At 43.6% G+C, this 20,377-nt stretch carries 23 protein-coding genes and 1 rRNA gene; 16 read left to right on the top strand and 8 right to left on the bottom strand.

The genetic code is table 11. The annotated features are described in order from the left end of the window. Positions 1–221: 221 nt before the first annotated feature. From rrf to KL866_RS11840, 3 genes are all read left to right on the top strand, one after another. Positions 222–337: ribosomal RNA gene (gene rrf / locus KL866_RS11850) — 5S ribosomal RNA — on the top strand. A 357-nt stretch (positions 338–694) separates the two neighbouring features. Beyond that, positions 695–1,219, top strand: coding sequence for a PH domain-containing protein (locus KL866_RS11845; RefSeq protein ID WP_025256857.1), 525 nt, complete (start codon positions 695–697; stop codon positions 1,217–1,219). Positions 1,220–1,362: 143 nt separating this feature from the next. Further along, complete coding sequence (locus tag KL866_RS11840; protein WP_025256856.1) at positions 1,363–2,364, top strand: branched-chain amino acid aminotransferase; 1,002 nt, start codon at positions 1,363–1,365, stop codon at positions 2,362–2,364. 59 nt (positions 2,365–2,423) lie between these two features. Here the strand turns inward: KL866_RS11840 and gpmA are convergent, their stop codons facing one another. The 3 genes from gpmA to KL866_RS11825 all read right to left on the bottom strand — a co-directional run bounded on the left by gpmA (position 2,424) and on the right by KL866_RS11825 (position 4,138). Beyond that, on the bottom strand, positions 2,424–3,170 hold the full coding sequence (gene gpmA / locus KL866_RS11835; RefSeq protein WP_025256855.1) for a 2,3-diphosphoglycerate-dependent phosphoglycerate mutase: 747 nt from the start codon (positions 3,168–3,170) through the stop codon (positions 2,424–2,426). A gap of 171 nt (positions 3,171–3,341) precedes the next feature. Beyond that, positions 3,342–3,803 (bottom strand): cupin domain-containing protein, encoded by a 462-nt coding sequence (locus tag KL866_RS11830; protein WP_025256854.1) that lies wholly within the window; start codon positions 3,801–3,803, stop codon positions 3,342–3,344. Between the two features lie 155 nt (positions 3,804–3,958). After that, on the bottom strand, positions 3,959–4,138 hold the full coding sequence (locus KL866_RS11825) for a hypothetical protein (protein ID WP_155852460.1): 180 nt from the start codon (positions 4,136–4,138) through the stop codon (positions 3,959–3,961). A 120-nt stretch (positions 4,139–4,258) separates the two neighbouring features. Between KL866_RS11825 and acnA the strand changes: the two genes are divergently transcribed. Beyond that, on the top strand, positions 4,259–6,976 hold the full coding sequence (acnA, locus tag KL866_RS11820) for an aconitate hydratase AcnA (RefSeq protein ID WP_214995177.1): 2,718 nt from the start codon (positions 4,259–4,261) through the stop codon (positions 6,974–6,976). Positions 6,977–7,044: 68 nt separating this feature from the next. Here the strand turns inward: acnA and KL866_RS11815 are convergent, their stop codons facing one another. Both KL866_RS11815 and KL866_RS11810 read right to left on the bottom strand, forming a co-directional pair. Next, positions 7,045–7,539: a sel1 repeat family protein gene (locus KL866_RS11815; RefSeq protein ID WP_025256852.1), complete on the bottom strand. Its 495-nt coding sequence runs from the start codon at positions 7,537–7,539 to the stop codon at positions 7,045–7,047. 111 nt (positions 7,540–7,650) lie between these two features. Further along, positions 7,651–9,867 (bottom strand): GspE/PulE family protein, encoded by a 2,217-nt coding sequence (locus KL866_RS11810; RefSeq protein WP_214995175.1) that lies wholly within the window; start codon positions 9,865–9,867, stop codon positions 7,651–7,653. Positions 9,868–10,285: 418 nt separating this feature from the next. Here KL866_RS11810 and rpsJ point away from each other — a divergent pair, with 418 nt between their 5' ends. The 11 genes from rpsJ to rpsQ are packed head-to-tail and all read left to right on the top strand — an operon-like array spanning position 10,286 to position 15,223. After that, positions 10,286–10,597, top strand: coding sequence for a 30S ribosomal protein S10 (gene rpsJ, locus KL866_RS11805; RefSeq protein WP_010179497.1), 312 nt, complete (start codon positions 10,286–10,288; stop codon positions 10,595–10,597). A gap of 18 nt (positions 10,598–10,615) precedes the next feature. Continuing rightward, positions 10,616–11,254 carry a 50S ribosomal protein L3 gene (gene rplC / locus KL866_RS11800; protein ID WP_025256850.1) on the top strand — a complete coding sequence of 213 codons (639 nt, stop codon included), beginning with the start codon at positions 10,616–10,618 and terminating at the stop codon, positions 11,252–11,254. Between the two features lie 18 nt (positions 11,255–11,272). Beyond that, positions 11,273–11,878, top strand: a complete 606-nt coding sequence (gene rplD, locus KL866_RS11795; RefSeq protein WP_025256849.1) for a 50S ribosomal protein L4 — start codon at positions 11,273–11,275, stop codon at positions 11,876–11,878. Then, the gene (rplW, locus tag KL866_RS11790) at positions 11,875–12,174 is read left to right on the top strand and encodes a 50S ribosomal protein L23 (RefSeq protein WP_012516959.1); all 300 of its coding nucleotides are present in this window, start codon (positions 11,875–11,877) and stop codon (positions 12,172–12,174) included. Before rplD ends, rplW begins: the two co-directional genes overlap by 4 nt. Before the next feature lie 14 nt (positions 12,175–12,188). Beyond that, positions 12,189–13,013: a 50S ribosomal protein L2 gene (gene rplB, locus KL866_RS11785; protein ID WP_025256848.1), complete on the top strand. Its 825-nt coding sequence runs from the start codon at positions 12,189–12,191 to the stop codon at positions 13,011–13,013. 15 nt (positions 13,014–13,028) lie between these two features. Further along, a complete protein-coding gene (rpsS, locus tag KL866_RS11780; protein ID WP_012516961.1) occupies positions 13,029–13,304 on the top strand; it encodes a 30S ribosomal protein S19 in 276 nt (91 codons plus the stop codon). An 11-nt stretch (positions 13,305–13,315) separates the two neighbouring features. After that, positions 13,316–13,648 carry a 50S ribosomal protein L22 gene (rplV, locus tag KL866_RS11775; protein WP_025256847.1) on the top strand — a complete coding sequence of 111 codons (333 nt, stop codon included), beginning with the start codon at positions 13,316–13,318 and terminating at the stop codon, positions 13,646–13,648. A 9-nt stretch (positions 13,649–13,657) separates the two neighbouring features. Continuing rightward, positions 13,658–14,362, top strand: coding sequence for a 30S ribosomal protein S3 (gene rpsC / locus KL866_RS11770; RefSeq protein WP_014947978.1), 705 nt, complete (start codon positions 13,658–13,660; stop codon positions 14,360–14,362). 2 nt (positions 14,363–14,364) lie between these two features. After that, on the top strand, positions 14,365–14,775 hold the full coding sequence (rplP, locus tag KL866_RS11765) for a 50S ribosomal protein L16 (protein WP_012516964.1): 411 nt from the start codon (positions 14,365–14,367) through the stop codon (positions 14,773–14,775). Next, a complete protein-coding gene (gene rpmC, locus KL866_RS11760; protein ID WP_014947980.1) occupies positions 14,775–14,966 on the top strand; it encodes a 50S ribosomal protein L29 in 192 nt (63 codons plus the stop codon). Before rplP ends, rpmC begins: the two co-directional genes overlap by 1 nt. After that, the gene (rpsQ, locus tag KL866_RS11755) at positions 14,966–15,223 is read left to right on the top strand and encodes a 30S ribosomal protein S17 (protein WP_025256846.1); all 258 of its coding nucleotides are present in this window, start codon (positions 14,966–14,968) and stop codon (positions 15,221–15,223) included. Before rpmC ends, rpsQ begins: the two co-directional genes overlap by 1 nt. A 140-nt stretch (positions 15,224–15,363) precedes the next feature. Here rpsQ and KL866_RS11750 read toward each other — a convergent pair whose 3' ends face one another. Next, positions 15,364–16,470: a glycosyltransferase family 4 protein gene (locus KL866_RS11750; RefSeq protein ID WP_214995173.1), complete on the bottom strand. Its 1,107-nt coding sequence runs from the start codon at positions 16,468–16,470 to the stop codon at positions 15,364–15,366. Then, a complete protein-coding gene (locus tag KL866_RS11745; protein ID WP_214995171.1) occupies positions 16,467–16,811 on the bottom strand; it encodes a glycosyltransferase family 9 protein in 345 nt (114 codons plus the stop codon). Before KL866_RS11745 ends, KL866_RS11750 begins: the two co-directional genes overlap by 4 nt. 129 nt (positions 16,812–16,940) lie before the next feature. On the opposite strand from KL866_RS11745, the gene KL866_RS11740 reads away from it, so the two are divergent. Further along, a complete protein-coding gene (locus tag KL866_RS11740; RefSeq protein WP_214995168.1) occupies positions 16,941–18,251 on the top strand; it encodes a 3-deoxy-D-manno-octulosonic acid transferase in 1,311 nt (436 codons plus the stop codon). 273 nt (positions 18,252–18,524) lie between these two features. Here the strand turns inward: KL866_RS11740 and KL866_RS11735 are convergent, their stop codons facing one another. Continuing rightward, the gene (locus KL866_RS11735) at positions 18,525–20,336 is read right to left on the bottom strand and encodes a sodium:proton antiporter (RefSeq protein ID WP_214995166.1); all 1,812 of its coding nucleotides are present in this window, start codon (positions 20,334–20,336) and stop codon (positions 18,525–18,527) included. Positions 20,337–20,377: the final 41 nt, after the last annotated feature.

Here is a 20,377-nt window from a genome sequence, read left to right as displayed (position 1 = left end):
TACAACGCCCAAGAAGCTTTAGGCTTTTGAAGTGTTGTAGACAAGCTAAAGTAAGCAAGTAAGAGTAAAAAGCAGTTACTCACTGATTGAATTAATATTATCTTTCTTAAATTGTTAGTTATTAAGCAACGATGATTAAACATGCTCCTAAGAGTACTGTTGGTCCTCCTTGCGCAGAAGTCATGATAAAAAGCAATCATGATTCTGCACTAAAAGTTTTTCCTGGCAGCCATAGCGATACGGTACCACCTGATTCCATTCCGAACTCAGAAGTGAAACGTATTAGCGCCGATGGTAGTGTGGGGTTTCCCCATGTGAGAGTAGGACACTGCCAGGTCCCATTAAGAAGAACCCGCCTAACGGCGGGTTTTTTGCTTTCTGCAGCAAAGAAAAAGTAATGGGGTCAGAGTACATTAATCCCCACTCTCCCAGTAAAACCTAAAAATAGGGTCAGAGTACTTTATTAGTTTATACATCAGAACATAGTTATTCCCTTATCCCCCAGTGCCTCTAATTTAGAGAAATGTACTCTGACCCCATAATTACAGAATGTTAGGTATTTCAAGCTTGAAAAGGGTATTGTAAGAAACCTCAAATTTATCCAAGACATATTGCTATTACTGGATTAACAGTCCGTCATTTAAAATAGTGATGAACTAAACGCTTTAATAGTTATTAAGAAAGGGAGCTAATTATGTCTGAAAAGATAATTTTAAATGCCACGTTTGACCCAGCGGTAAAAACCTATTGGCTTATAAATTTGTTGTTATTGTCTACGATTACTGTAGTAGGCATTCCTTTTTTGATCATATCTATTCCTCTATTCTTCCTGATAAGTAGCAAAATATTGGCTGCTATGTCAGCAACAGTGACAGAGCGAAAACTTGTCGTTAAACGGGGTGTGTTCCAAAAAGAAGAGAAATCTATCCCTTTAGAAAAGATAACGGATGTTGCTATGGTGCAAGGGCCATTAATGCGATTGTTCAACTTATATAGACTTTCATTTGAAACAGCAGGGCAGTCTGCGCAAGGCGCCTTAGTCTCGCTAATTGGTATCAATGATGCTGAAACATTTAGAGAAACTATCCTGGCACAAAAAGATAAGTTGTTAACGGGTAATAGTGAAGTACCAAAACATGAAAACAATGATTTAAAAACGCTTATCGAGAGCGTTAAGCGAATAGAATTACTGCTTGAGAAAGCGCTAAAAGAGCAATAACGGCAGATACGGGTTGTTGTCAGTATTTCTAGACATTCTTATTCGATAAAAGCCTTAATAGAATCGACTTACTTTTAGCAAAGTGAAGGTTTTTTGGTAAACTCATTGGGTATTTTTTTAGTCGAAGTAAATAGGACGAACTAATGGCCGTATTCGGTACAGTATTTATGCCACAAATGGCACTTGCTACTTTTGTCAACGATAAGTGGACTGACACCGAATTTGTCAGTGCAGATAGTATTCAGCTTCACCCTGGTGCTCACGTGCTTCATTATTCAAGTACTTGTTTTGAAGGCTTGAAGGCATTTAAACATGAAGATGGAAGTATCAATATTTTTAGAATGGACAAAAACATTGAGCGTTTTGCTCAAAGTAGTCGTCTTTTAAATTTGCCTGAAATAGATAAAAAGCAAGTTGAAAAGATGATCATTGATATTGTTGCAAAGTACGCCTCTGAGGTTCCAGAGCCTCCAGGTTCTATGTATATTCGTCCTACTCACATTGGTACAGAAGCGTCTATTGGAAAAGCTGCAGCACCGTCAGCAGATTCGATGCTGTACGTATTATTGTCTCCGGTAGGTGATTACTTTGCGGGCGGAGCAAAGCCGCTTCGCCTGTTACTAGACGAAACAGGGATGCGCTGTGCACCGCATATGGGAATGGTAAAAAGCGGCGGTAATTATGCCAGTGCATTACCACCTATCCTCAAAGCCCGCGCAGAAGTTCAGGCTGATCAAATACTGTTTTGTCCTAATGGTGACGTTCAAGAAACCGGTGCAGCAAACTTCTTACTTATTGACGGTGACGAGGTCATTACAAAAGGGTTGGACTCTAGCTTCTTACACGGAGTAACTCGCGCAACCGTTCTTCAAATTGCTAAAGACCAAGGCATGAAAGTAAGTGAGCGTGATATTACAGTTGAAGAGCTATTAGAACGCTCTGCAAAACCAAATACAGAAGCTGCGCTGTCTGGTACAGCGGCTGTGCTTACGCCAGTGGGTACTTTTATTCATAACGATAAAGAGTATCAGGTTGGAAGCGGCGAAGCTGGCCCGGTGACAATGAAACTTAGACAGGCGTTAAATGATATCCAATGGGGTAAAGCCGAAGATACCCACAACTGGCTAGTCAAGGTGCCAAACTAGTCTAATACCCAAAAAAAAGCCTGCTTAAGCAGGCTTTTTAGTATTTAAAAGGTTTATGCTTATTTCGCTTGGCCTTGTTTAGCAACTGCATCCATCATTGCTTTAATTGCATCAGCATCGCCAAGATACTCTTTAGAGATTGGCTTAAGGTTTTCATCTAGTTCGTAGACTAGTGGCACACCTGTAGGGATGTTAAGACTTAATACTTCTTCGTCTGACATACCATCTAAATACTTAACAAGCGCGCGAAGGCTGTTGCCGTGGGCCGCTATAATTACACGCTTACCAGCTTGGATGTCTGGGCGAATAACATCGTGCCAGTAAGGTAATACACGTTCGATAGTAAGTTTTAGACTTTCACCACGTGGCAAAATATCAGCATCTACATTGTTATAACGTGGGTCGTGACCAGGGAAGTGTTCACTGTCGTCTTCAACTGCCGGAGGTGGAATATCGAAGCTACGACGCCAGATTTTCACTTGCTCTTCGCCGTGCTTAGCAGCAGTTTCCGCTTTGTCTAGACCGGTCAGGGCACCGTAGTGACGCTCGTTTAGGCGCCAGTGACGCTCTACAGGAAGGTAGTGTTGACCCATGTCTTCAAGGGCAATATTAAGCGTTTTGATTGCACGAAGGAGTACAGACGTATATGCCTGATCAAATGTAAATCCAGCATCTTTAAGAAGCTGACCTGCGGTCTTTGCTTGTGCTACACCAGTGTCGGTCAAGTCAACGTCGTGCCAGCCTGTGAAACGGTTTTCCAAGTTCCACTGACTTTCTCCATGACGAATAAGTACCAATTTATACATAGTTGGGTTACCTGCGGCGTTAGAGTGAAATAGTCTGAGATAATTCCAGAAGTTGGACGTTCAGACGTATATTTAAAAAACTGCTGTTATCATCCTTGATTAGCGCTTAAAAATCCAGTTTAAGCGGTTATAAAATCGCAGGTAAGACGTGTATGTAGTAAATGACTTTATCTATATAAATTTAGCGAGATCGGGATGGGCGACCTTTATCCATTCCTGCATTGAAGGTTCTTCAATAAAGCTAAAGTCTTGAAAATCAAAGCCAGGCGCTACCGAGCAACCTACTAAGGAATAATCGCCCATTGTTGTGGCTGCTTGAAAGTTACCTGCATTTACGATTTCAACGTATTCGTGGTTCGGTCCTCCTATGCGGCGCTCTGACACCTGTTGATTCTCAAGTTGAAATAACTGTAGAGGCGCGCCCTCGTAGTGATTCCATACTTCGTCGTGCAACACTCGATGAAAACGACTGACTTGCCCTCTTAATAGCAGGAAATAAATATGTGTCAGTGCAGGTCGACTTTTATTGTGTACATAGGAAGTTGTTTCGTTTTTAGAACGAAAAACCTGGCGATAAAACCCACCTTCAGGATGAGGCTCTAAATTGTATTTTCTAACTAAATGATTCGTCATTCTGGTTTCATTATTATTGTAAAGTCTGATGAGTCACATTATTTGCTATCAGATGAAATATACTTTTTGGGCACTTCTGTTAAGCATAACCGCTGATGATATATAAGAAAATAGAAATGTTGCGTTATTGTAAACGCTAAAGGATGGCCTAGGATTTACAAAATAGAAATATCAGCAATAAAAATGTAATCAATATGCTTAAGTGATTTTGAAACCGGATGATCGACAGTGTGGTTAGTAAAAGTCAGTTTATGACGTCCTGTATAGCTCTTACGTTTAAAGGAATTAGCCTGATTGAAAGCGAAGCTAACAAACCAAGGTGAACTTTTTTTCATGATCACTGCGTACAAATCAGTAAATAAGGGCGAGGTGCAAAAGTATTTCCGATCGCCACTGACGGTAACTCTAAAAACGTCTACATAATCTATGAACAGGCAAATAAGGATGGAGAGCGTATGACTTATAAGTCTTTTTCGCAGCTTGAGGTCAATGGTAAACACTTCAAGGCGGTTAATTTCGACAGCATAGGTAAGCAGTATGCGCTCGACAGGCTACCTTTTTGTATCAAGATTCTTCTAGAGAACCTAATTCGCCATGAAGACGAAGAGTTCGTTTCGAGCAATGATATTGAACAGGTCGCTAAGTGGGATACGGAAAACCATGCAGACCACGAAGTTTCATTCGTGCCTGCACGCGTAATTCTACAAGATTTTACTGGGGTGCCAGCTATTGTAGATTTAGCTGCCATGCGAGATGCAGTTAATCGCTTAGGTGGCGATGCACAAGCAATCAACCCTCTTAATCCTGTAGAACTTGTCATCGACCATTCCGTAATGGTTGATCATTTCGCTGAAGAGAATGCACTAGAAAAGAATACTGATATTGAGATAGAGCGAAATAGGGAACGATATCAGTTCTTAAAGTGGGGGCAGTTGAGTTTTGATAATTTCAAAGTGGTTCCCCCTGGTCGAGGAATAGTTCATCAAGTTAACTTGGAGTACCTTGCTCGCTGTGCTTTTACGAAACAGCAAGATGGTGAAAACCTAGTCTACCCAGATACATTAGTGGGAACCGATTCACACACAACTATGATTAATGGTCTTGGTGTATTAGGTTGGGGTGTAGGTGGTATCGAAGCCGAAGCTGCAATGCTTGGCCAGCCAGTGACAATGCTGTTACCTAAGGTTGTAGGTTTCAGGTTGTCAGGCAAGTTGCCTGCGGGCGTTACCGCCACCGATATGGTACTTACAATTACGCAGCAATTGCGTGAGCACGGTGTTGTAGGGAAGTTTGTAGAGTTCTATGGGCCAGGCCTTAAACACTTAACAACGGCTGATCGTGCAACCATCGCTAATATGGCACCAGAGTATGGAGCTACCTGTGGCATCTTCCCCATTGATGATGTAGCGCTAGATTACCTTCGCTTAACAGGTAGAGAGGAAGAGCAAATCTCTCTTGTGGAAGAGTATGCTAAGTTCAGCCACCTGTGGCATGATGACCATTCAAAAGATGCCCAATATCATGAAACATTAGAGTTAAGTTTAGATGACGTTGTGCCATCTATTGCGGGCCCTAAACGTCCTCAAGATAGAATTGCCTTAGATAAAGCGGCAGAAGCGTTTAACGAATGGCATCGTTCGCAAATCGATGTAAAAGTACTAGATGAAGAAACTGATTTAATTGCCGAGGCCGGGCTGGGCAGTAGTGATGATGTTGATGAAGAGCATGACTCTTTTGTTGAGTTCAGAGGAAACAAGTTCAACTTAGAAGACGGATCAATAGTTATTGCTGCCATCACAAGCTGTACTAATACTTCTAACCCATCAGTACTTGTTGGCGCGGGCTTACTTGCTAAGAAAGCCGCGGAAAAAGGGCTAACCCGTAAGCCGTGGGTTAAAACCTCACTAGCACCTGGTTCTCAGGTTGTTACTCAGTACTTAGAAGATGCCGGCCTTATGGACCCGTTAGAGTCACTAGGTTTTAACTTGGTGGGCTATGGCTGTACAACCTGTATCGGCAACTCTGGGCCTCTCCCGGATGCCATTACTGATGCTATTAGAAAGGCTAAACTTACGGTTACGTCAGTGCTATCTGGTAATCGTAACTTCGAAGGTCGTATTCACCCTGATGTAGCAGCAAACTATCTTGCATCGCCACCGCTAGTAGTCGCGTATGCCCTAGCAGGGAACATGAATGTAGATATCACCAAAGAGCCACTGGGGCAGGCGAGTGACGGTTCCCCAATATACTTAAGAGACATCTGGCCTACCGAAGACGAGATACAGAAATACATCGCGGAAAATGTTACCGGCGATCTGTTTAAAGAAAAGTATGCAGATGTATTCAAAGGTAGCGGTGAATGGAATGAACTGCAGGTCAGTAAAACGTCAGTGTATGATTGGCCGGACTCGACTTATATTAAGCATCCGCCATTTTTCGAAGTGATGGGTGAAGAGCCCGAAGCGCTTACAGCGATTGAAAATGCGCGATGCTTGGTTAAGGTTGGCGATTCAATTACAACCGATCACATTTCACCAGCAGGTGCCATTGCTAACGATAGTCCTGCTGGAGAGTATTTACAGGCTCAAGGCGTTGAGCCTAAAGACTTCAATTCATACGGTTCTCGTCGTGGTAACCACGAGGTAATGATGAGAGGTACGTTTGCTAACGTCCGTCTTCAAAATCAATTGGCGCCAGGCACGAGAGGTAGCGCTACAACCCATTACCCAAGTGGTGATAGTATGTCTATTTTCCACGCTGCTATGCGATATAAGGACGATGGTGTTCCTGCCATTGTCATTGGAGGCAAAGAGTATGGAACTGGGTCAAGTAGAGATTGGGCTGCAAAAGGCCCATCTTTAATGGGCGTAAAAGCTGTATTAGCAGAAAGCTATGAGAGAATTCACCGTTCTAACTTAATTGGTATGGGTATTTTGCCACTTCAGTTTAAGCCGGGTGAAAGTGCTAGTGCTCTAGATTTGAGAGGCAATGAAACTTTTTCAATTGGCGCAGTAGAGCGTGGGCAATCAGAGGTAGAAGTAAATGTGGTTACTGATGAAGGAGAAAGTAAATCCTTCATGATGGATATTAGAATTGACACCTCTAACGAGTTCACTTACTTCGAACATGGTGGCATTCTCCATTACGTCATTAGAGAGTATTTGAAGAAGTAGCATTACAGGTTTCTAACAATGAACCCAAGACTAAGCGACCCTTTAAAAGGGTCGCTTATTTTTTAGAACTAGTAATAACGTTTTTCGCAAATAATTTCTTTAATATTAGAGCCAATAGCGGCGCGCTTTTCACATCGTAAATCTTGCGCTTTTGCGCCATACAGTGAAATGTATTCGTCTACGTAAGGTTTCAAAGCGGTTATGTAGTCGTCAGGAAGCGCGTCTTTAATTTGTCGGTATGAACGATTCCACTCAGCCGTTTTCTGCTCCATAGCTACGCTCAACCATAACCAACCTTCTTCGTAATTTACTGGTGTGCCCCATCCTTGGAAGTACATCTGTGCCAAATAATATTGACCTTCTTTATTTCCCATTTTTGCTGAAGCAGTCAGCTTTTCCATAGCCTTATCGTATTTTTCAGCTTTCAAGGCATGAAGGCCTAACTCTAAAGTTGATAAGTATTCTGATTTCCAGATGTGATTCTTTGTTTTAACCTGGGCTAGTGTAGAAGCCGAAAACGTCAAACATGAAATAGTTAGAACTAAGGTAATAAGTTTTTTCATTTGGTATCCCTTCCTTTTTTTATGTATTTATACGGTACTTTAAGGTGCAAGTGAACCGTTTGAAAGTACAGTTTTGTAAGATTTATAGTTACAGCGTTTAAAGAAACGCCATTATTCTCCTCCTATAATTTGCACTTGTGCTAGGTCGGTGTCTCCTTTTAGCACTTTGAAAATGGCATCTTGAACTAGGGTACGCATTCCATCTTTTGCAGCCTGTTTTTTCATTTCAGCAACACTCGCTTCTTTATAAACCATTGAGCGCAATTCTGGCGTCATACCCAATAATTCGTGAACGCCGGTTCTTCCTTTGTAACCTGTATGGCCGCACTCATTACAGCCGTTAGCTTTGTAAAGCTCTAGGGGGGCTTTAATATCAAGCTCTGACATGAGTTCTTTACCATATTGGCGTTCAATGAATGCCATATCAGTTTCGGTAGCAATATACTTCTCTTTACAGCTTTTGCATAAAGTCCGAATAAGACGCTGTGCTAAAATACCTACACAGGCATCAGAAAAGTTGACAGGATCTAACCCTAAATCAAGTAGGCGGGTAATAGTTTCAGGCGCAGAGTTTGTATGCAGGGTTGAAAGCACCAAGTGACCGGTCAACGATGCCTCTATACCCGCATGCGCAGTTTCTTTATCACGCATCTCACCAATTAGGATAATATCAGGGTCGGCTCGTAAGAATGCCCGTAGTGCTGCGGCAAAGTTAAACCCAATTTTGGGGCTTACCTGAACCTGTTGCAAACCTGGCTGAGTTATCTCAACGGGATCTTCTGCAGTCCAAATTTTCTTCTCTGGTGTGTTTAAATAACCCAAAATGGCATGAAGTGTTGTGGTCTTCCCTGAACCTGTTGGGCCCACAACCAGTAAAATACCATGAGGCTTTTTAATCATGTCTTCTAGCCGGGCACGATTGCTAGGAGCCAAATTCATTTTATCTATTGGCATTGCACCGCCAGATGCAAGAATACGCATGACCACACCTTCACCTGCAACAGTAGGAATGGTAGCAACACGAACTTCAACAAGTTGGCCATTCATTTTAAAGGCGAGTTTCCCATCCTGCGGCACGCGTTTTTCAGCAATGTTCAAATTCGACATGATCTTAATACGCGCAATAACAGCGCTATGATGCGAATTGGGAACTTGATTCATGTCACGGCAAACACCGTCCACGCGCATGCGAACACGGGTAGGCGCATTCTTTTCTGGGTCAATGTGAATATCTGAAGCGTTTAAACGTTTAGCGTCGTGAAGTATTCGGCTTACTAAGCGAACAACCGCTGGTGCATCATCTGAAAGCTCATCAATCTGATCTTCTTTGTCATCTGCAGATGAGCCGATTTCATCGAGGATGTCGCTCATTTCACCAGGGCCGCCACCGCCACTGTTTTCGCCTAAATATTGCAAGATTAAATTTGGCAGGCTGACTGCAATCTCATAGCTATCTATGCCCATAGCGCTTTCAATTTCCATAAGAAGCGCAGCATTGTTGGGTTCAGCCATTAAGACAATAGGTTTATCATGCGCGTCAGCAATGACCGCAACATAGTTTCGTTTTAAATAAGAAACGTTAAGGCGACTTTCGTTTTCAAATCTATGGTACTTATCAGGTAAATAAGGAATAAAAGGTACTTGATAATGAATAGAGAGCGAGTTTCCAATTTCGTCCTCTGAAATACGGTGTTCGGAAACAAGCCGCTGTATAAGTGCTCTTATATCAGGCGTGGTAGATTGAATGTCTTTAAGCGTAGACTCTTCTAGTAGACTTTTGTGAACTAGAAGGTCGAAGGGGTTATGTGTTCCCCCTAACTCAAATCGAAATTTATCACCTAATATAAGCGCTAAAGTATTACCCAGCTTTAAATCATCTTCTGTGAAAGCGCCAGAGGATTTATTAATAATCTGAATGACGCCCATCAAAACGCCCGCGTTCATTATGGGAACACAGAGAATATTGTGCGTTTTGAAGTCATTATCCTTGTCGAACCTATCGGCAAAGCGTAGGCGAGGGTGGATGCTATGCAGTAAAGTCGGGTTATATGGGTCGTCAATAACAACGGATTTTTGAGACAAAGCTACATAGCCTGCAATCGACATGGGGCTAATAGGTACCTTTATTTCAAGGGTTTCCTTGCCTGTCTTGAATCGCGCTACCAAATCTTGATGCTGTCGGCGGCGTTGGAAAATACTCATGCGATTGGCATCGAACAAACCTAAAATGATAGGCTCTAATAGGCCGTAAGCATCTAATAACGTAGAGTGGTTGTTTAGAATGCGTTTTATCTGTGCAAAAGTTTGTTGATTATTCACTACTTCCATATTCTCACTTCTAATAAGCTCTGCACTTATTCCATAATGCTTTAGAATTTATTTTTAGGGTATCAAGATACACATATACCTTGAAAGCAACAATACTACTTATAGACAGATACATACACTGTTATAGCGCAAAAATATGTGTATAAAAACCAAACTACCCCTTGCATTGCGTCTCTCTTTCTGTATAATTCGCGCCCACTGCCCAATTAGGGTAAGAAGTTTTTAGCCGCAACCTCACTGCTTTTAGGGTGGTTGCCGAAGTAACGGATTTGTCATTACTGATTAGCCTGTTGCCGGCGTGCTAGAAAAAAGAACAGGGTTCCGATTGGGAACCATCGGTTTACGCACATCTTTTCTTTCCGGAATTAATGGAAGAGAAAAGGTGAATTTTTTTGTTCTTTCGATTGGAGCTTAATCGATGCCAAATCAAAGAATTCGCATTCGTTTGAAAGCGTTTGATCACAAGTTGATCGATCAGTCTACGGCTGAAATCGTTGAAACTGCGAAACGCACTGGTGCTCAGGTAAGTGGTCCTATTCCTCTACCTACTCGCAAAGAACGCTATACAGTTCTGATTTCTCCGCACGTTAATAAAGACGCGCGTGATCAATATGAAATCCGTACTCACAAGCGTTTGGTAGACATCATCGAACCAACTGATAAAACAGTTGACGCGTTGATGCGTTTGGACTTGGCTGCTGGCGTTGATGTTCAAATCAGCCTGGGCTAATAAGAGAGGGTTATAACAATGGCGATTGGTCTAGTCGGTCGTAAAGTGGGTATGACTCGCATCTTCACTGAAGATGGTACGTCTATCCCTGTGACTGTTATTGAAGCGACCCCAAACCGCGTTACTCAGCTTCGTACTGAGGAAACTGACGGTTATCGCGCTCTTCAGGTTACTGCTGGAACTAAGAAAGCTAACCGCATCAACAAAGCTGAAGCAGGTCATTTTGCTAAAGCTGGTGTTGAAGCTGGACGCACTCTAGTAGAGTTCCGCCTAGAAGATAACGAAGGTGCCGATATTGAAGTAGGCAGTGAAATCACTGTTGAAATCTTTAACGACACTAAAAAGATTGATGTAACTGGTACATCAAAAGGTAAAGGTTTCCAAGGTGCTATCAAACGCTGGAACTTCAGTTCACAGCGCATGACACATGGTAACTCTTTGTCACACCGTGCTCCTGGTTCAATTGGCCAAAACCAATCACCAGGTAAAGTATTCAAAGGCAAGAAAATGGCTGGTCAGCTTGGTAACAAGCAAGTGACTACTCAGTCTTTGGAAGTTGTACGTGTTGACGTAGAGAACGGCCTTATCTTAGTTAAAGGTGCCGTACCTGGCGCAACTGGCAACGATGTAATCGTAAAGCCAGCTGTTAAAGCGTAACGTCTGGGGAGTGAACTGATGGAATTAACATTGAAAGACGCGCAAAGCGCTCTTGAAGTATCCGAAGCGACCTTTGGACGTGAATTCAACGAAGCCTTGGTACACCAGGTAGTTGTAGCTTACGGAGCAGGCGCTCGTCAGGGTACAAAAGCGCAGAAAACTCGCGCTGAAGTTCGTGGTGGCGGTAAGAAGCCATGGCGTCAAAAAGGTACTGGCCGTGCACGTGCTGGTACTATCCGTAGCCCAATTTGGGTTGGCGGTGGCCGTGCTTTCGCAGCAAAGCCTCGTGACTTTGACCAAAAAGTTAACAAGAAAATGTATCGCGGTGCGATTAAGAGCATCCTGTCTGAACTAATCCGTCAAGATCGTTTGATCGTGGTAGAGAAGTTCGGTGTTGACGCACCTAAGACTAAAGCTCTTATTTCTGCACTTAACGAATATGAACTAAATGATGTTCTAATCGTTACTCCAGAAGTTGATGAGAACTTGTTCCTAGCGGCGCGCAACTTGTACAAAGTTGACGTACGTGACGTTGCAGGCATCGACCCAGTGAGCTTGATTGCATTTGAAAAAGTGCTAATTACTGCTGATGCGGTTAAACAACTTGAGGAGGCGTTAGCATGAAAGAAGAACGTCTACTGAAGGTGCTAGTAGCACCTCACGTTTCAGAAAAGTCTACAATGGCTGCTGAAGCGAACAACACAGTTGTATTTAAAGTAGCTAAAGACGCGAACAAAGCTGAAATCAAAGCAGCAGTTGAAAAACTGTTTGAAGTTGAAGTTGAAGGTGTTCGTACTGTGAACGTTAAGGGTAAAACCAAGCGTCACGGCATGTCTTTCGGTAAGCGCAGCGACTGGAAAAAGGCCTACGTGGTTCTTAAAGAAGGTCAGGACATCGACTTTGTCGGTGGTGCTGAGTAAGAAGGGGATTAGAAATGCCATTATTGAAAGCTAAGCCAACTTCTGCCGGTCGTCGTCACGTTGTTCAGGTCGTAAATCCTGACCTGCACAAAGGTGCACCGTACGCACCTTTGCTTGAAAAGAACAGCAAATCTGGCGGTCGTAACAACAATGGTCGTATTACCACTCGTCACATTGGTGGTGGTCATAAGCAACACTACCGTGTAATCGACTTTAAACGCAACAAAGATGGCATTCCAGCCAAAGTTGAGCGTTTAGAATACGATCCAAACCGTTCTGCAAACATTGCACTAGTATTGTATGCAGACGGTGAACGTCGTTACATTCTGGCTCCAAAGGGTATGAAAGCAGGTGATGCAATCCAGTCTGGTTCGGGTTCACCGATCAAGTCTGGTAACACGCTAGCTATGCGTAACATCCCTGTAGGTACTGTTGTACACGCAATTGAAATGAAGCCTGGCAAGGGTGCACAAATCGCACGTTCTGCTGGTGCTTACGCTCAGATCCTAGCACGTGACGGAAACTACGTTACCCTACGTCTACGCTCTGGCGAAATGCGTAAAGTTCTATCTGATTGCCGCGCCACTATCGGTGAAGTTGGTAATGCAGAACACATGCTTCGTTCACTAGGTAAAGCTGGTGCTACACGCTGGCGTGGTATTCGTCCTACCGTTCGTGGTGTTGCCATGAACCCGGTTGATCACCCACACGGTGGTGGTGAAGGTCGTACATCAGGCGGTCGTCACCCAGTAACTCCTTGGGGTGTTCCTACCAAAGGTAAGAAAACCCGAAGCAACAAGCGTACTGATAAGCTTATCGTACGTCGTCGAAACAAGTAATAGCGAGGATTCACCATGCCACGTTCTCTCAAGAAAGGTCCTTTTATTGACCTTCACTTGCTGAAGAAGGTAGAGGCTGCAGTGGAAAAGAACGAACGTAAACCAATCAAAACTTGGTCTCGTCGTTCTATGATCATCCCAGATATGATTGGGTTGACCATTGCGGTCCATAACGGTCGCCAACATGTACCTGTCATTATTAGTGACGAAATGGTCGGCCACAAGTTGGGCGAATTTGCGCCAACGCGTACTTACCGCGGCCATGTCGCGGATAAGAAAGCTAAACGTTAAGGGGTAAGAAGATGGAAGCATTAGCTAAACACCGTTTTGCCCGCACGTCGGCTCAAAAGGCACGCTTGGTTGCGGATCAAATTCGCGGTTTAAACGTTGAGAAAGCTTTAGAAGTTCTTGCGTATAGCCCGAAGAAAAGCGCAGCGCTAGTAAAGAAAGTTTTGGAATCTGCAATTGCTAACGCAGAGCACAACGAAGGCGCGGACATCGACGAGCTAGTCGTTGCCAAGATTTTTGTTGACGAAGGTCCAACTATGAAACGTATCAAGCCACGTGCTAAAGGCCGTGCTGATCGTATCTTTAAGCGCAGCAGTCACATCACTGTGGTTGTAGCGGATAACTAGGAGTAGATAATGGGACAGAAGGTACATCCTACAGGTATACGCCTGGGTATCAGCAAACCATGGACTTCTACCTGGTACGCTAATACTGCAGACTATGCAGACAACCTGTATAACGATCATCAGGTACGTCAGTATCTGACAAAGCAACTTAAGAACGCTTCACTTTCTAAAATCGTGATCGAGCGTCCTGCTAAGAGCATTCGTGTAACTATTCACACTGCTCGTCCAGGCGTAGTAATCGGTAAGAAAGGTGAAGACGTAGAAAAGCTGCGTAACTACGTATCTAAGCTAGCCGGTGTGCCAGCTCAGATCAACATCGCTGAAGTACGTAAGCCAGAGCTAGATGGCCAGTTAGTAGCTGACAGCATCTCTAGCCAGCTAGAGCGTCGTGTTATGTTCCGTCGTGCTATGAAGCGCGCAGTTCAAAACGCAATGCGTCTAGGCGCGAAAGGTATTAAAGTTGAAGTTAGCGGCCGTTTGGGCGGTGCAGAGATTGCACGTTCTGAATGGTACCGTGAAGGTCGCGTTCCTCTGCACACTTTCCGTGCGGACATCGATTACGCAACCTCTGAAGCGTCAACTACTTACGGTATCATCGGCGTTAAAGTATGGATCTTCAAAGGTGAAGTTCTAGGTGGTCTACCTACAACTCAAGAGCAAGCACCAGCTGCTCAACCTAAGAAGAAAGGCCGCAACGCTAAGCGAGAGGGCTAATCATGTTACAACCAAAACGCATGAAGTTCCGTAAGATGCACAAAGGCCGCAACCGCGGCTTCGCAGCGGGTAGCACTGTTGCCTTTGGTACTTACGGCCTTAAAGCAGTTGGCCGTGGTCGAATGACTGCGCGTCAAATCGAAGCAGCGCGTCGTGCTATGACTCGTCACGTTAAGCGTCAAGGTAAAATTTGGATTCGAGTTTTCCCTGACAAGCCAATTACTGAGAAGCCTCTTGAAGTGCGTCAAGGTAAAGGTAAAGGTAACGTTGAGTACTGGGTATGCCAAATTCAGCCTGGTCGTGTTCTTTACGAGATGGAAGGTGTTCCTGAAAATCTTGCACGCGAAGCGTTTGAATTGGCAGCGGCTAAACTGCCATTTAAAACAACCTTTGTAACTCGGACGGTGATGTAATGAAAGCGACTGAACTGAAAGAAAAGAGCGTAGAAGAGCTGAACGCAGAGTTGATTAACCTGCTACGCGAACAGTTCAACCTACGCATGCAGCACACAACAGGTCAGCTTGAAAAAACTGATCAGTTGAGAAAAGTACGTCGTAACATCGCGCGTGTTAAAACCATTCTGACTCAAAAGGCTGATGCGTAATGACTGAGCAAAAAATTCGTACAGTACAAGGTCGTGTGGTTAGCAACAAGATGGATAAAACCATCACTGTTGTAGTTGAACGTTTTGTTAAGCACCCAATCTACGGGAAGTTCATCAAGCGCTCTACTAAGCTTCACGCCCACGACGAAAACAACGTGTGCAATCAAGGTGACGTAGTAACTATCCGTGAATGTCGCCCATTGTCTAAGAACAAAACTTGGGCTCTAGTTGACGTTGTTGAAAAAGCTGGCGTTTAATCGCTAACTTTTTCAAAGTCTTAAAAAAGCCGCTCTCGAGCGGCTTTTTTGTTTTTATTACCCCATGTTAGAGCGCTTTGAAAAACGCGCTTAACGATAGTGTCTTAACAATACCAATAAACCCCAATACCTGTTCTAACTCACCCTTTTGCAATTTTTCTATAAAGTACAGAATACTCATGTGCCATATTCTTAATACTAAAATGTGTTTTTACATGCTGGTGAAGAGCGTCACCTAGCTTTTTTGTTTTCTTGGGTTGAGTTAGTAAAAAGGTTATTGCTTTTGCTATCCCTTCAACATCGCCTGGCGCAACCATTAAACCGGTTTCTTGGTGTTTGATAATTTCCGGTATACCGCCAACAGGACTAGATATAACCGCACATTTGCTCATACCAGCTTGAAGAAGTATCACCCCAAGTCCCTCGGCATAAGCGGGGTGTACTACAACATCTATATTGGGAAGTATGTGAGCAACTTCTTTAGTAAAGCCGCATAGCTTTACATTAGTATCTAGATCGTGGCTTTCTATTAATGACCTATAATTTTTCTCTTGCGATCCCTTCCCGAATAGAAGGCAAGTTACGTTATCAAACTTCGCTATTACATCACGCATAGCGAGTACTAAATCAGCTTGCCCTTTGCGGGGTATGTACTGGGAAAAATTAGCAATAACAAAGTGGTCTTGAGGAATGTTGAACTTGTTATTTAGCCATTGCCGGTTAGTAGCTTGCGCGTACTCGTCTTGGTCTACTGCAGAATGTATAGTTCCTTGGTATTTAACGTTTGTACAATGCTTTGAGACCACCTTGTGAACACCATCCGATATGCTTATTACTGCCTCATACTCTTGGTATTTATAGCGAACAAACCTATTTTCGGTATTGTCTACACGACGGGTGCATACCGCCGGTATTCCAGTAAATTTAGCAGCTAGTGCGCCCCAGATATCAGCACCACGTCGACTATGTACATGAATCAGGTCGGGCTTAATGCGCTTCACCACATCAAACAGCCTTTTTGCGCCCATTAGATCTGTATCTCCACGATAGCGAATAGGATGGGTGGTACAGCGGTCAAATTGATACTCACTGATTTCGCTACCTGTAGCGCAAATAAGGTGTTGGATAAACCCGTTGTCCTTGTCTAGCGCTTCTATTAGATATGTAACTTGCTTCGCGCCACCATATAAGTGTCTTCCTAGCTCTATATGTAACACCTTAAGATTTACGCAATGCTCTTTACTCATACTAGCGACTTATATACGGCTGTTGAGGCATCTTCAGCGCCTACTAAATTGGTGATAGGCAAATTACAGTGTTTGCGTACACTATGAATAAACGTTTGCCAGTATTTCCTTGCCTTTAGCAGAATGGGCCATTCATTTTTGGGCCACGTTATAACGTGAACGACATAGGGATGATTGCGGACTAATGAAACATATGGGCCTTCTACTAGCCAGGCAAATTCAATAGGTGCACCGGTGTGGGAATAACTTCGCTTAGTGCTAGACGGTAAGCCAGAAGCTATTACAATATCTCCTATGGCGCTTAGCCTGATTAAAAGAATTGGTTGTACGTCTTGCTGCATTAGAATAGGCTTTCAAAATTCACGTGAAGCTAACTAAATAGCTATACCATCACAGTTTAACGACACTTTGATGACGTGCATTGTATTAACCGCGATGTATGCGTTTATGTTTACCATTAAGGACAATTTATGTTTGCTGCCGAGCGTAACGGCTACAAACCCACGTTTTTAGAAGATCTATGCCGATGGGCATATTCACTGGTATTAGTTTTCATTATTCCGTTCGCTTTTTTGCAACTGATGCTAAGAGGCACGACTAGAATTAAAGACTACAATCGACGTAGGTTCGAACGGTTTGGTTTCGTTGTACACGCGCCAAGAAAAAACGGGTATTTGTTTCACTGTGTTTCTGTGGGAGAGGTGGTTGCGGCGTCTTGTTTGATTAAGCGTATTATGCAGGAAGACCCCAACTGTCAAATAACGGTTACCACAACCACGCCCACGGGGTCAGCGAGGGTCCGCGCAATCTTCGGTAACAAAGTACATCACTTTTATCTTCCCTACGATTTGCACATGGCTATGGCAGGCATGCTTAAAAGAATACAGCCAAAAGCGGTGCTGATTACCGAGGTAGAATTATGGCCTAATCTTATCCACGCCTGCTGGAAACGAGATATCCCTGTAATGGTAATTAACGCGCGAATGACAGATAGGTCTGCGAGACGCTACAAAAAAATTGGTAAACTGTTCAACCCAATGCTTCGTAAACTTAACCACATTTGTGCTCAAGGAGAGCGCGATTTCGCAAACTACGCTTGGTTAGGCGTTCCTGCTGATAAATTAACACTTACGAATAACATCAAGTTCGATCAGGTTGCGTCAACAGCGGCCCCAGGGCACCCATTTTTAGGTTTAAGTCATACGAGTTATCCCATACTTGTTGCGGGTAGTACGCACGATCTTGAAGAAGAGGCCGTGCTGCAAGCTGCAAAATTATTGTGGCAAAACAACGCTTCACTCAAAGTGATCATTGTTCCCCGCCACCCACAACGCTTTGATGCAGTAGCGAAGCTTATCAAAGCTAATTCGCTAAACTTTGTACGGAGTTCCCAGGTTCAATCCTTGCCTCAAGATGTCAACGTGATTTTGCTAGACGAGATGGGTAAATTAAACGATGCCTACGCCGTTGCTTCGTTCGCCTTTGTTGGAGGTTCAATAGCTAATAAAGGCGGGCACAACGCCCTTGAACCGGCCAGCTTTTCAATTCCTATTATGATGGGCCCTTACACTTATAATAATCCAGTTATTTGTAGTCACTTAGAAGAATGTGGTGCCTTGGTTAAAGTTGAGGGAGGAGAAGCTATGTTTACCACAGTTGATAATTGGCTCCGAAACCCTAGTGACCGGATAAAAGCAGGTCTAGCGGGCCGTAAAGTACTCGAGGATAACAGTGGTGCTCTTGAAGCCACCGTTCAGTGCATTGGGAAATACGTTAACTAGTTGTTTTCTGTATGAAATGTGAACCCCCAAACAGTGCGGCCAGTGCACAAAAATGGTGTATCTTCATAGTGTGGTTATTAAGGAAACTACGTAAATTTTTGTAAGTTATTGTAAAGTAAGGGGTTAGCGACTTTGGTTCGCTCTTTGCTATATAAAGCGCGACAGCGTAACAACAGTAAAATACAAATAAATATGCGTCTTCAAAAAGAGGCACTGAGTTACGCGTTCTCCAGGGAGAAACCTCCTGCCGGTGGGCAGGAGGTTTTCTTACTTTTAAGCCTCTATTTTTTCTTCTATATGCTCTGGTTCTATCAAGCTAATAACACGCCAGCCAGCTTTGGGCTGAATGCTATTTCCATTTATAAAGGTGTAGCTTTTGCCTTCAGCATTAATCGCAATAAGCGGCGTAGCACGCTCGCCATACTGTTTTGTATATTGCACAAACGTGAACTCGTCCGAGAGTCGGGTGGTTTTTACTGTTGACTCACGAGCAATGGCTGACGCTAAGTAACCATAGGTAACACCTTCATCAAACAAGGTAAGCTTTTTGGCATACTGTTCGCTAACTTGATGGCTAGGGCGAGTAGCCTGTTCATTGTTAGTTAACGCCCACACTTTATCTTTACCCATGGTGTATTCAAAGTGATAAGAAATTAATGGGTTTAACTGTTTGTAAGGCGACATTATAAGCACCGTACCAAAAGTGCTTAAGTCGAGGTTTCGCGCGGCGTGATCTGACATGGGATTGCCAAAATATACTGGAATATCCATCATGCGCGCTTCACGAATAGCATCCCAGTTGGTATCTGCAATAGTAACGTCTAGTTTCTGGTTCAACATTTCACACGCCAGTGCGCGGTTAAACTTACTTCCGCCAAAAATTAGATAGCCAGTGGGAGCTGGAGCTCTAACCTTGAGTAGCGAAGCCACGGTGCGTGACGTAAGGCTCTGTACTACTACGGTTGCGATAATCACCATAAACACGATGGGGACAATAATTCCGGCCCCTTCATAGCCAATTTCCTCTAGCTTCAAAGAGAAAAGTGCTGAGACCGCTGCTGCAACAATCCCTCGCGGTGCAATCCAACTAAGCAGCGCCAGCTCGTTGATTTTAAGCCCGGTCCCGATGGACGATGCTAATACCGAAAGTGGACGTGCTACAAACATAATGGCCGCAAGAACTACAATAGAACCCCAACCTACGTCCACTATAGACTGCAAGTTTAGGCGTGTGGCGAGCAAAATAAACAAACCGGAAATAAGCAAAACGCTCAACGTTTCCTTGAATTCAAGAATGTCTTCTACGTCTACATTTTTCATATTCGCCAGTACCATACCCGAGATAGTAACGGCTAAAAGGCCCGATTCATGTGCTACATAGTTTGATGCAGCAAATACACCCAAAATAACGGTAAGCACAGCGGTATTAAGTAGGTAGTGGGGGATCCAGTCTTTACGAATAGATAGGCCAAGTAAATAGCCAGATGCCAATCCTAATACAGAACCAATACCTATAGTTTTTCCAAATGCAATAAGGGTATGAACAATGGCCGTTTCTTGCGATGCTACAATAAATTCAAAAACCAGCACCGCTAACAAAGCACCAATTGGGTCTATAACAATGCCTTCCCAGCGCAGAATATTCGCAAGATTTGTTTTAGGTCGCACGGTTCTGAGCATAGGCACGATGACAGTTGGACCTGTCACGGTAACGATAGCGCCGAATAAGAAAGACAATTGCCAGGTAAGGTCTAGGCTATAGTGGGCAGCAGTTGCCGCGACTAGCCAGGTTACCACCACGCCGATAGAGCATAGATTTCTCACCATATTGCCGTGACCCGCAATATCGCTAAATCTCAGCGTCAGTGACCCTTCAAAAAGAATAATAGCAACGGAAAGAGAAACAACTGGGAATAATAGGTCGCCAAATAGATCATCTGCGTTAAGCACACCAAATACAGGGCCGACTACGATACCAACAATCAATAATGGCAAGATAGCGGGTAGCCTAATTTTATAGGCTAAGTATTGGCAGATAATTGACAGTAATCCTACAGCCACGAGTGAGAGAAGCGGGTCTGACAAAGTAAATCCTTAACGAGTTAGTATTTTTCCATCGTATATCA

Origin of the sequence: Alteromonas sp. ALT199 (genome assembly GCF_018619335.1) — a bacterium.
Classification (GTDB): Bacteria; Pseudomonadota; Gammaproteobacteria; order Enterobacterales; family Alteromonadaceae; genus Alteromonas.
Note: the sequence above shows the minus strand (reverse complement) of the source record. Positions and strands in the feature narration are given on the sequence as shown.

Bases quoted from the DNA above. Each gene is read 5' to 3' on its own strand.
- rpsQ (WP_025256846.1), top strand. From the start codon at position 14,966: ATGACTGAGCAAAAAATTCGTACAGTACAAGGTCGTGTGGTTAGCAAC.
- KL866_RS11745 (WP_214995171.1), bottom strand. From the start codon at position 16,811: ATGCAGCAAGACGTACAACCAATTCTTTTAATCAGGCTAAGCGCCATA.
- KL866_RS11740 (WP_214995168.1), top strand. From the start codon at position 16,941: ATGTTTGCTGCCGAGCGTAACGGCTACAAACCCACGTTTTTAGAAGAT.
- KL866_RS11825 (WP_155852460.1), bottom strand. From the start codon at position 4,138: ATGAAAAAAAGTTCACCTTGGTTTGTTAGCTTCGCTTTCAATCAGGCT.
- KL866_RS11830 (WP_025256854.1), bottom strand. From the start codon at position 3,803: ATGACGAATCATTTAGTTAGAAAATACAATTTAGAGCCTCATCCTGAA.
- rpsS (WP_012516961.1), top strand. From the start codon at position 13,029: ATGCCACGTTCTCTCAAGAAAGGTCCTTTTATTGACCTTCACTTGCTG.
- rplC (WP_025256850.1), top strand. From the start codon at position 10,616: ATGGCGATTGGTCTAGTCGGTCGTAAAGTGGGTATGACTCGCATCTTC.
- rpsJ (WP_010179497.1), top strand. From the start codon at position 10,286: ATGCCAAATCAAAGAATTCGCATTCGTTTGAAAGCGTTTGATCACAAG.
- rplB (WP_025256848.1), top strand. From the start codon at position 12,189: ATGCCATTATTGAAAGCTAAGCCAACTTCTGCCGGTCGTCGTCACGTT.
- rplV (WP_025256847.1), top strand. From the start codon at position 13,316: ATGGAAGCATTAGCTAAACACCGTTTTGCCCGCACGTCGGCTCAAAAG.
- rplD (WP_025256849.1), top strand. From the start codon at position 11,273: ATGGAATTAACATTGAAAGACGCGCAAAGCGCTCTTGAAGTATCCGAA.
- KL866_RS11750 (WP_214995173.1), bottom strand. From the start codon at position 16,470: ATGAGTAAAGAGCATTGCGTAAATCTTAAGGTGTTACATATAGAGCTA.
- KL866_RS11845 (WP_025256857.1), top strand. From the start codon at position 695: ATGTCTGAAAAGATAATTTTAAATGCCACGTTTGACCCAGCGGTAAAA.
- gpmA (WP_025256855.1), bottom strand. From the start codon at position 3,170: ATGTATAAATTGGTACTTATTCGTCATGGAGAAAGTCAGTGGAACTTG.
- rplW (WP_012516959.1), top strand. From the start codon at position 11,875: ATGAAAGAAGAACGTCTACTGAAGGTGCTAGTAGCACCTCACGTTTCA.
- KL866_RS11815 (WP_025256852.1), bottom strand. From the start codon at position 7,539: ATGAAAAAACTTATTACCTTAGTTCTAACTATTTCATGTTTGACGTTT.
- KL866_RS11840 (WP_025256856.1), top strand. From the start codon at position 1,363: ATGGCCGTATTCGGTACAGTATTTATGCCACAAATGGCACTTGCTACT.
- rpsC (WP_014947978.1), top strand. From the start codon at position 13,658: ATGGGACAGAAGGTACATCCTACAGGTATACGCCTGGGTATCAGCAAA.
- rpmC (WP_014947980.1), top strand. From the start codon at position 14,775: ATGAAAGCGACTGAACTGAAAGAAAAGAGCGTAGAAGAGCTGAACGCA.
- KL866_RS11810 (WP_214995175.1), bottom strand. From the start codon at position 9,867: ATGGAAGTAGTGAATAATCAACAAACTTTTGCACAGATAAAACGCATT.
- rplP (WP_012516964.1), top strand. From the start codon at position 14,365: ATGTTACAACCAAAACGCATGAAGTTCCGTAAGATGCACAAAGGCCGC.
- acnA (WP_214995177.1), top strand. From the start codon at position 4,259: ATGACTTATAAGTCTTTTTCGCAGCTTGAGGTCAATGGTAAACACTTC.